We start from the raw sequence: 14321 nt of genomic DNA, 5'->3' as shown, positions 1-14321 counted from the left end.
GTCAATTAATTCATGCAGACAACATTCGATTTAACATTGTCGCTAAGTTCATTGCATAAGGACTTTTTATCATAGTCACATGCTTTCCTTGGGCCTGCACCATCTTGACTGGTAACCTGACATGCGGCGCTAATTGCATTTGCTTATTTTCCCAATACTCCATGCCTAATTCAGGAGTCACTATCATAGTAAGTAGGCCCTGTAACTGTTGTTGTGGTCTATAACATCGAGCCCAATCAACTTGACGGAAATACATACCAAACAAACGCTGGGTCATAGGTAAATTAAGCCATGATAAGAGCTTGTCATCAGAGTCCTCCGGCTTAAGTTGTCGAGCATAAGACAACATCAATTCCTGTTTATCCTCATTACTAATCTGAAATTCGGCCTCATCATCTGTCGCAACTAAACATTCACACAATAGCACTTCTACTTTACAACCTAATGACTCAAGCCTCAGAGCTGTATCAAATGCCACAGCCCCACCTGAGCTATGTCCCATCAAGTAAATCTTATCAGGACAATGGTGCAATGTTTGACGATGGCAGACAATTGCCTCCACATAACATGTTAAAAGCGCATCCCAATCCTGAATTTGCGGATCATTCTGATTCATACCAACCGGTTCAAGGCTCATAAACTGGACCTGTGGCATTGCTCTGGCTAAATCCATATAACCACCACTTGTCATTCCGGCACCAGGCGCTAAATAAATAACAGCCGATGATGAAATACTCGAATCAAGGATTGGCCTCACAGCTTGCCACTCATAGGCATTATGAGTCTCGATAGCAGTTGCCATAGCTGCGAGAGATGGCATCTGAGCGACTTTGTTAATTTCCATACCGCGCGTTTTAAATACTTGATCGATAGATTGCACCAACTTCATGACTAATAGTGAATGCCCGCCAAGTTCAAAGAAATTGGCGTTACGGCTTATTCGTGCAACATCAAGTTTTAATACATGAGCCCATACTTCTGCTAGCATCACTTCTGTCTCACCGTGTGGCGCGACATACGCTGTGCTATCGATACTCTCATCCACCGAGGGCAGTCCTCTGCGGTCTATTTTACCATTTGGCGTCAATGGCCATTCTGAGACCAAAATAACGTTCGCTGGCACCATGTATTCTGGTAATACTGCCGCTAACTCAGCTTTTAATGAGGTAATAACGTCCTCTTTTGGGGCGTCTGCTTGCACGGTTTTGCCATAGGCTATCAGCCGTTGATTACCTGCTTTATCCGCTTGGGCAACAACCAGCGCTGAGTCTATTTGCTTATGTTGTGCGACCTGATATTCTATTTCACCCAGCTCTATGCGAAAGCCTCTTATCTTCACTTGATGGTCTAAACGCCCCATGTATTCTATGTTGCCATCTTCTTTGTAGCGCACCAAATCTCCTGTTTTATATAAGCGCTCACTGCTGTTGGCTTCTTCTGCTTGATAAAATGGGTTGGCGATAAACCGCTCTTGTGTCAGCTCTGGCCGATTTAAATAGCCGCGGGCTAAGCCGTCTCCACCAATATGTAACTCGCCACAGGCTCCTTGTGGTAATAGATTTAATTCGTCATCCAATATATAGAGCTGGATGTTTTGTATTGGTTTTCCTATCGGCACACTGCTGCCCAGTGGCTGCGAGCAATCCCAGTAGCTCACATCAATGGCTGCCTCTGTTGGGCCATATAAGTTATGTAATCCAACCTCTGGTAACTGATATCTAAATTGTTCAACATGGCTGATTTGTAACGCTTCACCACTACAAAAAACCTGTTTCAGTGACTGACATCGACGCAAGTCACCATGGGCTAACATCACGCCTAACATGGAAGGCACAAAATGCAATTTGGTCACGCCGGTGGCAACTATCAGTTCGGTGAGGTAACTTGGGTCTTTGTGTCCTTGCGGTTTGGCTACCACTAGTTTTGCGCCCTTTAGCATGGGCCAAATAAATTCCCAGACCGACACATCAAAACTGTACGGGGTCTTTTGTAAAATAACATCTAGGCTGTCACAGCCATATTCTCGGTCCATCCAATCAATACGGTTGTGCAAGGCTTGATGGGCCAACAATACGCCTTTTGGTTGACCTGTAGACCCTGAGGTGTAAATCATGTAGGCAAGGTGCTGTGACGTTAACCCTATTTCCTTTAGATTAATATTCTCTTCGCTATACTCGCTAAACGGATGCGTAACCTGACTCCCCAAGCCATCAAGATAGACCACTTGTGCTTCGCCTAACGTGATGTGCTCTTTAAGGGCTTGGGTACTTAATACCACATTGGCCAGGGTATCACTGACCAAATACTGCAATCGAGCAGACGGTAACTCGGGGTCCAATGGCACATAAGCGCCGCCGGCTTTTAAAATCCCCCAAATCCCGATGACCATTTCCAATGAGCGCTCAGTGCATAAGCCCACTAAACTATCGGGCCCAACACCATGCTCAGCGCGTAAATAATGTGCCAACTGGTTGGCTTTGGCATTGAGTTCGCCATAACTTAAACATTGTTCTTCAAACCATACCGCGGTGCGCTCTGGTGCGTGTTGCACTTGCGCTTCAAATAATTCATGAATGCACAATTCTTTAGGGTAGCTCAGCGCAGTATTGTTCCAATCTACCAGCTGCTGCTGGCGCTCGGCGTCATTAACCACAGACCAGCTAGCCACTGATGCATCATTATTTTGAGCTAAAGCAATCAAAAGTTGATCTAATGCCTTCATGGTATAAGCCATAATGCTATGAGGGCGAATTTTAGCATTAACTTGTAAAGTAAGAGTAAATCCCAAGCCTAAATCATCCACCGACAATACAAATGGATAATTCGTACGCTCTTTGACCCCGAGTAACTTTAAATCTGCCTGTTCATCAATCGTTGTGACGTCATGGGAGTGGCGATAATTAAGCACTGCACTAAAAAGAGGCACATTCCCCTCTAGACCACTTTCTCTCATTGCTTCAGATAAAGAGGCTTGTTCATACGTAAGCAGAGATTGCAGTGCCTCATTAACCAAATTAAGCAGGGCAAGCGCACTTTTATTACCTAGAGTGACTCGAATAGGCAAGGTATTAATCATCATACCTAACATTCGCTCTATCCCTGGCCCTCCTTGCATACGCCCCGATAAAACAGTACCAAAAACAACATCTTTTTGCCCTGAACATGCGGCGACAACCATAGCCCAGGCCAAATGAAATAACGCTGCCGGACTCATGTTGTTTGCCTGTGTTAGGCTGCGGATCTGCTTAGATTGATCGGTTGATAATCTTGCCTTGTATTCCCGTATCTGTGAACCATCGCCATTAATTTCGCTTAAGCCAAACGGATAAGAAGGTTGGATATAACTGCTAAGCATGTCACGAAAATAAACAGAGCTCGCCAGCGATTGATTATTATTTAATATTCGAGCTATAAAATGCCTATAAGGTGTTACATCAGGTAACTGATGATGAGCGTCTGCATCAATCAATGCCAACTCTTCCATTAAAATATCTAAAGATACATGATCAATCAGCAAATGATGGACTTTCAGTACAACATAAATACGCCCATTACCTTGATCATCCATTGCCTGCAATTGCATCAAAGGAGCTGATTCAAGCTCAATTCGATGAGCGCCATATTCAACATAATTGGTAAATAAGTCTTTCACTTGTTCATTTTTAGTCACGGGAAGCCATTCAAGTTCGACATAAGCATTGCGCAAGACAACTTGAACAGCTTCATTTCGACCACGCCAGTAAACACCAGTGCGAAGAACATCATGACGGGCGATCATGGTATTGAGTTGATTAAGTAAAATATCTAACAATGGTCTTTGACTAAATTCAAAGGCGACGGTAGTAACATATGGATCACGACCATCTGTCAAGGTATGCATTGCCAACATACCTTGCTGCAGTGGAGCAAGTGGATACATGTCCTGAATATTGCTCACGCCACCAGGAACTTGAGCGATTATTTCATCGATTTCCTCTTGAGATAAATCAATCAAGTTCAACATCTCAGGATTAATGTATTCACATTTAGTTGGGATTAAGTTATCTGGAACCAAAAAGACTTCATCTGCATGGCTATCAAATTGAAGTAACTGAGCCATTGTTTGTAAACTTTCGCTGGCAAATATTGCTTGAGTATTAACGCCATAACCGCGCCTCTTTAGCTGAGCAATTAACTGAATGACCAATAAAGAATGACCGCCTAAAGCAAAAAAGTTAGCTGAAGTACTGAGTGTTTTCGGCTCAATAGTTAGTAAGTCTGACCAAATGTCGACTAATACTTGTTCTTCTTGATTGCGAGGCGCAATGTAACAATCTTGAAGGACTGAAAAATCAGCTTGAGGTAATGCTCTTCGGTCAATCTTTCCATTATTCGTAAGTGGCCAAGCATCGATAATCACAAAAGCTGAAGGCACCATATAGTCAGGCAAACGCTGCTTAAGTTCATCTGCCAATTGTGCTAGGTCATAGCTTCGGTCCGAAACCCCTTGTTGAGCGAAGGAGCTCAATTCAACATACGCGACTAAACGTTTAATGTGTTTATCCTCGCAGACCATCACTAACGCACTGGATACTTCGTTGAGTTGTGAAATCTGCTGTTCAATTTCGCCAAGTTCAACTCTAAAGCCACGTATTTTGATTTGATCATCAATGCGGCCAACATATTCAATAACTCCTTGTGCATTGTAGCGAGCTAAGTCTCCGGTGCGATATAGTTTTTGATAGCGTATTGAACCAGAGTCTAAATAAAAAGGATTTAACGCAAACTTCTGCTCTGTTAGCTCGGCCTGATTCAGATAACCCTGAGCCAAGCCAGCGCCACTGACACACAATTCACCCACACAACCATAAGGTACCAGCTCATTATCAGAAAGCAACATGACTTGATCACCTTGCAGGGGGTAACCAATCGGTACACTTTTACTCGAATCAAAATTTGCAGGAACAGGATAACAGCAAGTAAAGGTTGTATTTTCAGTTGGCCCATAACCATTAATAACTTGTACTTTAGGTAATCTCTGCTGAACACGGCAAACAGCAGCAGGGTCAAGTACGTCGCCACCGGCAAGGACATACTGAAGCGGGAGTTCCACCGGACACTCTTTACTCCACTCACTGAACAAACCTGCAGTTAACCATAGTGCATTCACTTTATGACGAACAATGATTTGATTCAATTGTTCGAGCTCAATGTAACGCTCTGGATAAATCACACATTGCCCGCCATTAAGTAACGGTCCCCAAATTTCTAATGTCGCTGCATCAAACGCGACATTAGCCGCTTGTAAAAATACCGTATCTTGGTTAAGCGTCATAAAATTAGGCTCTGTCACCAAGCGGATCACTGCCCGATGTGGCACTACCACACCTTTGGGTTGCCCTGTTGAACCAGAAGTATATATTACATAAGCAGGCTCACTAACGACTGACGGCTCAAATTCTAAACCTTCGCTCTCGTTCTGACTTACATCTTCCCCTGCTAAAAGCTTAACCGACAGTTCATCATTTAATATAACTGTTGAAATACCTACTTTGGTCAGCAATAAAGTTAAGCTATCCGTAGTAATGACAAGCTCAACATTGGCATCTTCAAGAATATAATTCAATCTAGCTTCTGGGTAGTCAGGATTAAGTGGTACATAAGTACAACCTGCTTTTAACACAGCCAACATAGCAACTATCATCTGCGTCGAGCGAGGAAGTAATAAGCCAATATTTTTGTTTATACGCAGGTGCTTTTGCGCTCTTAGATATCGAGCTAAATTATTAGAAGCAGCATCAAGCTCAGCATAACTAAGCTTTTGCTGCGCACAGATCAAAGCAATTTTTTCTGGTGTGGCACTCACACATGATGCGAATAATTCAGTGATTGTGGCATTATCCGAAAAAGCCGTGGGTGTTGGTTGCAATAAAGACTGTAAGTGTGCCTCTTCATCTGGATGTAGCGCCGTAACTTGGCTCAGTGCAAGGTAAGTTGCTTTGCCAGCACTTTGCGCCATGCGCTCCAATACAATATTTAACTGGTTATTAAAACGTGAAATAAGCTGCTCGCTGAATAAGGCTTTATCATAAATCCAACTGATTTCTATGCCATCATTGTGAATGCTGAGATTCAATTCAAGATCGAATTTACAAATCGGTGTATCACAAACAACAGGCTCCATAGTCAACTCATTGAGCTCAACAGCTAGCTCTTTATTTGTATCGAGACCATAATCAGAATTGGTTGTTAATACTATCTGGAATAAAGGACTATAGGAGGCATTACGAGGCGCATTAAGTGCTTCGACAATCTGCTCAAATGGCACATCCTGATTTGATTGAGCCTGCTGATGAACGCTACGAATATGGCTAAGATAATCATCAAGTGAATGATGTTTTGTATTAACCCGAAGCACTAAAGAGTTAACAAAAAAACCAATCACGTTCTGAAGGTCTGCTTCACTGCGATTGGCAATAGGAGTACCTATCACAATATCGTTATTGGTAGAAAAACGAGAAAGCGTCAACGCCAGTGCAGCATGTAAAACCATAAAGTCAGTCAACTGATATTGCTGCGCCAATTGATGGAGTTGTTGCGCCACATTACTTGTCAAAGACGTTGATAATAACCCCCCCTCATACTGTTTTTGTTTAGGGCGGTGATAACTTAAGGGTAAACTATGCAATACAGGTAAATCCGACAACTGAGTCCGCCAGTAATCCAATTGCGAGTTTAATACATCTGCCGATAACCACTTTCTTTGCCACTGTGCATAATCACGATACTGTATTGGTAATTCAGGTAATAATGCTAACTCCCCTGCTCCTTGTGATAAAGCAGCGTATAGAGAGAAAAATTCTTGGCTGAGTATGCTCATTGACCAGCCATCTGAAGCGATATGATGCATGTTAAATAGCAAATATCCACGTTGCGGTGAACCTGTGGTGCGCTTATTAAGTGCGACATAGGTAACACGCAACATTAAATCATTACTTAAATCAAACGGGGTTTGTGCATCCTTTTGCATCAGCGAATCGAGTGCTTGGGCTTGTTGATGTTCACTGACCGCAGTTAAATCATAACGACTCAAAGAAAAGTTAACGTCCTGCTGTACCTTTTGAATTACCTGAGTGCCACTTTGAAGATAAATAGTTCTTAAGATCTCATGACGTTTAATGATCTCAGTGAATGCTTGTTCAACTAGTTTAAGATCCAGCTCACCACGGACCTGATAGGTTTGTGGCATATTATATTCAGCAGACGAACCCTGAAGTTGATCGATTAGCCACAGTCTTTGCTGCGCAAAAGAAAGGCTATCTTGTCCATCTGCTGCACGGCATAATCGTGGCTTTTTATTACCCCGCTGGTATAGCTGCTGTAAAAAGTTTCTTAGCGCGTCTTTATTAGATGCCAATGATTTTTTGAGATCACCGTCTAATTCCTTTGGGAGCTTTAGGGTGATTTTATCATTTTCGGCTTTAAAAATAACGCCCGCTTGTTGCAGCTGTTGAAAAAGCGACTCAACACTCATAGCTCAAAGTCCTCAAATTCAATGTTTTCTTGCTCACGTTTTTCAAGTTCTACATCCTGAGTGTGAATTGCCAAAATAGATTCAATAAATCCGGCTATTTGTTGAATATTCTCACAACGGTAGAGATCGGATATTTGTAACTCAATATCAAATTCATTATTAATTCGCTGTAATAGTTTCATAACCAAAAGTGAATGGCCGCCGAGTTCAAAGAAATTAGTGGTTGTCCCAATGACAGATGAGTCTATTTGTAATAACTCACTCCAAATTACAACTAACCGACTTTCGAACTCATTCAGTGGTGCCACATAACAAGCCTGCATCAAACTGAAATCCGGTTCTGGTAGTGCTTTTCTATTAACTTTACCATTGGTGGTTAATGGCCACTGTTGAACAAAAACAAAAACAGCAGGGATCATGTAAGTTGGTAACTCAGTTAACAGCTGTTCGGCTAAACTCAGCGCTTTACCTCGTTCTTGACTCGGCTCTAATGGCTGTTTTAACTCAACATAAGCGACTAATTTTTTGTCATTGCTTTCATTTGCTTTCACGATTATCAAAGAGCTAGCAACGTTTTCACAACCATCTAATTTGCGTTGGATTTCACCTAATTCAACCCGAAATCCGCGGATTTTAATTTGGTCGTCTACTCGCCCCACATATTCGATTAAACCATCTGTCGTATAACGGACTAAATCACCCGTTTTGTACAATCGCTCTGCCCGACCCAAAATACGACTATACGGATTTGCGACAAATTGCTGCTGCGTCTGCGCCTGTTGATTGAGGTAACCTAGTGCCAGACCATCACCGCCGACACATAATTCGCCTATCACGCCTGCGGGTACTAAGCTGCCTTGTGCTGATAAAATTAGCACCACATCCCCTTGTACGCCTTGCCCTATCGGAACACCTGCGGATAAATCCTGGCCACGTGGTATCGGGTAACAACACGTAAAGGTGGTATTTTCTGTCGGCCCATACCCGTTGATAACGCTCACATCTGGCAACGCCTGTTGTACGGCTTTAACTGCTTGCGGATTGAGTACATCGCCTCCAGCAAGCACATACTCCAATGCAAGCCCCGGTTGACAGGCTGTACTCCACTGCGTAAATAAGCCCGATGTTAACCACATCGCCGTCACCTGCTGCGCTGCCAGTACCGCGTTCAGGCGCTCTAGCGTGATTAATTCGTCTGGGAACAAGACACAGCGCCCGCCATTTAACAATGGCCCCCAGATTTCTAATGTGGCAGCATCAAAGGCAATGGTGGCACATTGTAAAAAAACCGTCTCTTTGTCTAACGTCATGAAATTCGGTGAGCAGACTAAACGATTAACCGCCCGATGAGGGGTCATGACGCCTTTAGGATGCCCTGTAGAACCCGAGGTATAAATCACATAGGCAAGTGACTCGCTACTGAGCCCAGTTGCTCGGCTGAGGTTATTGCTGCTTTGCTGCGATATGAGCGCATCATGTTGGTCTAAACAAATTTGCGGCACATCACTAAAGTGCAGTGCTGTTGCCTGTGATTCCGCTGTCAGTATCACACTCACTGCGGTGTCTTCAAGCATGTAGGCTAAACGTGATTGGGGCGCCTGTGGGTCGAGCGGCACATAAGCGGCCCCTGCTTTTAAAATCGCTAACGTACCAATAATCATCTCAACTGAGCGCCCAATACATAAACCCACACGGCTATTGGCGCCAATTTGATGCCTATCTTGAAGGTAATGTGCGACTTGATTCGCTCGCTCGTTTAATTGCCGGTAGCTCAAGACTTGCTCATTACAACTGAGCGCTATGGCATCGGGGGTGTCAGCGACCCGTTGTTCAAAGACCTCATGAATACAAGCCTTTTTCGGATAGATCGCAGACGCCGCTTGCCAATCAATCAATTGTTGTGTTCGTTCTGCATGTGGCAACACCGTTAATTCGGTCACTGGACTATTAGAGTCATTTAACAGTGCCGTGACTAAGCTATTGAGCGCTGTCTGCATATAAACCGCGATGCGCTTTGCCTCAATACGGCGTTCAATCTGAAAGTCCAGTGTAAAACAATGCCCTTCTCCTTGGTCATTCACTGAAAGCTCAAAGGGATAATTCGTCCGCTCTCGTGTGCTCAGCAGCCTCGCACTTGCTTGCTCGGGCATTGAGCTTGATTGCGCTGGCGCTTGCGCCTGATGACGGTAGTTTAAGATGGCACTAAACAGCGGTGTATTGCCGCCAATTCCACTGTAACTTTGCGCTTGAGCCAACGAGACTTGCTCATAAGGCAGCAATGCTTGCAGTTCCTGATTCACCAGCCGTAACGCGTCTGTCACCTGAAGGTTTTTTAACGGTAAACGCAGCGGTAAGGTATTAATCAACATCCCCATCATGCGCTCAATACCTGGCATGCCATTCATACGACCCGACATCACAGTACCAAAAACCACATCATCACGGCCACAGCAGGCACTTAATACCTGCGCCCAAGCAAGGTGAAACAACGCTGCGGGGCTACATTGATGGCGTTTTGCTAGGCGGCGAATATCCTCAGATTGAGTGAGTGCCACTTCATCACCATACTCAACAACATCATTACCATCTGATGCTACGTGTGCTAAATCAAATGGTAAGGTAGGTGTATCAATGTCACCGAGTTTTTCACTAAAGAACTCGGCTACATTCAAGTTGGCGGTGTTATGCAATGAGCGGGCGATGAATTCACGATAAGGTAAAGGAGGAGGCAACTGCGTCAAATCCGGTGCACTGAGTTCAGACATCAAAATATCCAACGAAACGTGGTCAGTAATCAGATGGTGGAATTTTAACAAGGCAAAAATCCGCCCCTGCTCATCCGTGGGTGTCACAACGAGCTCAATTAACGGGGCTGTTTCAAGCTCAAAACCGTGCGCCCCTTGTGCAACATAGGTTTCAAATGCCGATTTTAAATCAGAGCCCGATAAATCTAACCTTGTCACTGGCAAGTATGCTCGACGCTGCACGACCTGCAGCGCTTGTGCACGACCACGCCATAAAATCGCGGTTCTCAGAACATCATGACGTTCGATTAACCATTCAAGTTGTTGAACAAACTCAGTCAAGGCCATATCACTATCAAATTCAAAGCTTGCTGTGGTCACATAAGGATCATGTTTTGAATTCATAGTATGAACAAACAGTACTCCCTCCTGAAGTGGTGCTAACGGGTAAATATCTTGAATATTTTCCATGTTACCGCTAACAGTATTAGCTATTTGTTCTATTTCCTCTTGCGATAACTCAACTAAAGGAAGCATAGCCGGTGTAATATAATTACATTCTTTTGGGATCAGATTGTCAGGTACTTCAAAAGTATCGAGTGCATGAGGGGCTATTGAAATGTGTTGCGCCATCGCCGCTAAGCTCCCAGCCTGAAACAATTGCTGAGCGGAACAAACTAACTTATGGTGCTGAAGTTTTGCGAGTAATTGCATGATAAGTAAAGAATGACCACCTAGTTCAAAAAAGTTAGCTGTGGTACTTATCTGCTCAGCCTGAAGGCCTAACAACTCTCCCCATATTTCAGTAAGCAAAAACTCAATATCACTGTTAGGTGCAACATACTCTTGTCCAACCAATATTCCATTTGGGGCTGGCAAAGCGTTTTTATCTATCTTACCGTTTGGTGTCAATGGCCATTGGGTTAAAAAAACATACTGACTAGGCATCATATAACTTGGGATCGTCGCACTAAGTGCATCCTTTATTGCTGACAACAAGGTATTTTGGTCTGAATTTGTTACTGTCTCACACGTGAGACAAGGTTGGATATATGCTACGAGTTGTTGTGCACCATCAGGAAGTTTACGCGCAATGACTAACGAAGTTGCAATTTCCGACAATTGATTAAGAGCGTGTTCTATTTCTCCTAATTCAATTCTAAAACCCCGAACTTTAACTTGATCATCAATACGACCAATAAATTCGATACTACCGTCATTACGATAACGTACCAAATCACCCGTTCGATATAATCGAGGACTTGAGTTTACGCCGTTGGGTTCAAAATAAGGATTATTAATAAAACGTTCAGCAGTCAATTCTGGGAGATTCAAATAACCACGAGCCACACCCGAACCTCCCAGATACAATTCACCTACCGTGCCGATTGGCAGTAATTGTTGTGCATTACCAAGAATATATGCCTGACTATTCGCTATCACTTTACCAATATCTGGTACCCGATTTAGATGTGAAGTGAATCGAGCATAGGTTGAATATGTTGTGTCTTCTGAGGGACCGTAGAGGTTGCAAACCGCAACATCAGGGAGAATAGCGAAAATTTGATTAACTTGTTGCGCCGTTAATGGTTCACCAGCCAAATTAACCACTTTAAGACTCTCGGGCAGTGCTCCCACCTCAAGCAGTGCTTTCATAGCTGAAGGAACTGTATTAATCATACTGACATCCAATGAATGCTCAGTCAAAGCCAATGCATTTTTCACTATCACGCACTGAAAACCAAAACAGATTGGCAAGAAAATCTCAAAGACTGAAAGATCAAAGTTCAACGACGTTGAAGCTAATACTTTTTCCAACTCATGGTCATTAAAGGCTTGTTTCGCCCAATGCAGCATTGCAACTGTATTACGGTGCTCAATCATGACACCTTTTGGGTTACCTGTTGAACCTGATGTATAAATAAGATAGGCCAAATTTGTTTCATTGATACCTGTTTCGGCTCGGTTCAAATTACTGTTTGGATAAAGTGAAAAGGGACTGTTTGATTCATCAAGTAAGCCATTAAGTAATACTAGTGTAGCTTGAGATAACGGAACTTTTTCTACCACATCTTGCTGGCTTAAAACCACAGACAAACGAGCATCATTTATTAAGTAGGCTAAACGTGTCGCTGGGTAATTGGGGTCTAGAGGTACATAAGCGCCACCAGCTTTCAAAATTGCCAGCATAGCGATAATCATATCAAGTGAGCGCTCGACACATAAACCAACTGAACTCTCGGGCCCAATATTGTGCTCAGATCGCAAATAATGGGCAAGCTGGTTCGCCTTAGTATTTAGCGCTTCATACGTTAAAACTTGTCCTGCACACTCTAGTGCAATGCGTTCGGGGTGCGCGCTGGCTTGAGTTTCAAATAACTCATGAATACATAAAGATTTTTCATAGTGCAATTGATGTGCATTATAAGTATTAAGTTGAGTACATTCTTTATCCGTAAGCATTGGAATAGAAGTTGTAGTACAGTGTTGATTTTCATCCCAATCAGCTAAAAAACTCAATACAGTCTGTAAATGGTCAGCCAATAATTCGATATGCGTTTGAGAAAATAACGCCAAGTCATACGTCCATTCAATTATCCCACCCTGCATACTGAGAGTCGCATTAATATCCAGGTCGAACTTCGTAAGTATTTTTTCATTATAAAGTGGTGAAATTGTTACTCCAGCAAGTTCGGTAGCTAAATTGCGAGTGCCATATTCAGAATTAGTGGTTAGCATAATTTGGAATAGCGGACTATAAGCCGTACTGCGAGGCACTTTTAACACCTCTACAAGCTTTTCAAATGGTAAATCCTGATGTGATTGTGCATCCAAATGAACCTGTCTAAGCTGTGCAAAAAAATGGCTTAACGGCTGGTTTTCAGTATTAAGTCTCAACAATAACGTATTAACAAAGAAACCAATAAGCGACTCAAGTTCCAATTGTCTTCGATTCGCAACAGGCGTACCAATGACGATATCATGCTGATTACTGTTGCGTGAGAGAACTAATGCCAAAGCACCATGTACCAACATAAACGGAGTCAAAGATAACTTTTGAGCAAGCACTAGTAATTTAGCGCACATATCCGACGATAATTGACGACTAACTAATGCTCCATCGTATGCTTTAATTTCAGCTCTTGGATAATCCAGTGGCAGACTATGTACTGCGGGTAAATCATTCAACTGCTGTTGCCAATAGGTAAGTTGCGACTCAAGTACCTCATCCTTTAGCCAATCTCTTTGCCACTTTGCAAAATCACTGTATTGAATTGGTAATTCACCTAGCGGATTACTCTTATCATTACTATAAGCTTGATATAAAGCAAAAAACTCCCGTAACAGTATCTCCATTGACCAGCCATCTGTCGCAATGTGGTGCAAATTGATAAACAAGACCCCTTGTTTTGTTGTTCCCTGAGGCAAAGTGAGATAACTCACCTTGATCATAAAGTCCTGTTCCAAGTCAAATATCTGCTCTGATTCTTGCGCAATAAAGTTGGCTATTTGTAGCGTCTGCTGTTGTTCGTCACATGTATCAAGCTGATCATACTTAATGGTAAAATCCTGCGCATCAAGTAAATGCTGTACTAATTGCGCTTCGCTCAAATGAAATACGGATCGCAGAACTTGGTGCCGGGTAATGATCTCGCAAAAGACTCGTTCCAAGATGGAAAACTCAATATCACCAGACATCTTAAATGCCATTGGCATATGGTACTCAGCCGACCCACCTTTAAGTTTATCTAAAGTAAACAATCGTTGCTGGGCAAAAGAAATTGGATAACTTGTTTGATCGGCTCTTGGTATTACTTGACTGACAGTATGTACCTGAGTGAGCTGCGCGAGTGTATCTACGATGGCTGCTTTATTTTTTTTGATTTTCGCAGCAATCTCGGCTGTAATAGCGCCACTTTTCGCCTTAGATTTTAACGTCCCGCTATCGAGGTATAGCCTGATCCCCGCTCGTTCAAGCTCAACCAGTAGTTGTTTGATATTTTCCATAATGAATGACTAACTCTGACTTATGTTTGTTAAATACTCTTAATTTTGAAAGTCGG

At 43.0% G+C, this 14321-nt stretch carries 2 protein-coding genes; both read right to left on the bottom strand.

The window, feature by feature from the left end:
- Positions 1 to 10 precede the first annotated feature (10 nt).
- Positions 11 to 7513 carry a non-ribosomal peptide synthetase gene (locus PTUN_RS18990; RefSeq protein ID WP_096035269.1) on the bottom strand — a complete coding sequence of 2501 codons (7503 nt, stop codon included), beginning with the start codon at positions 7511 to 7513 and terminating at the stop codon, positions 11 to 13.
- Positions 7510 to 14265, bottom strand: coding sequence for a non-ribosomal peptide synthetase (locus PTUN_RS18985; RefSeq protein ID WP_009836318.1), 6756 nt, complete (start codon positions 14263 to 14265; stop codon positions 7510 to 7512). The genes PTUN_RS18990 and PTUN_RS18985 overlap by 4 nt, the downstream gene beginning before the upstream one ends.
- Positions 14266 to 14321: the final 56 nt, after the last annotated feature.

The sequence above is a fragment of the Pseudoalteromonas tunicata genome, assembly GCF_002310815.1.
In the GTDB taxonomy this organism is placed as follows: domain Bacteria; phylum Pseudomonadota; class Gammaproteobacteria; order Enterobacterales; family Alteromonadaceae; genus Pseudoalteromonas; species Pseudoalteromonas tunicata.
Note: the sequence above shows the minus strand (reverse complement) of the source record. Positions and strands in the feature narration are given on the sequence as shown.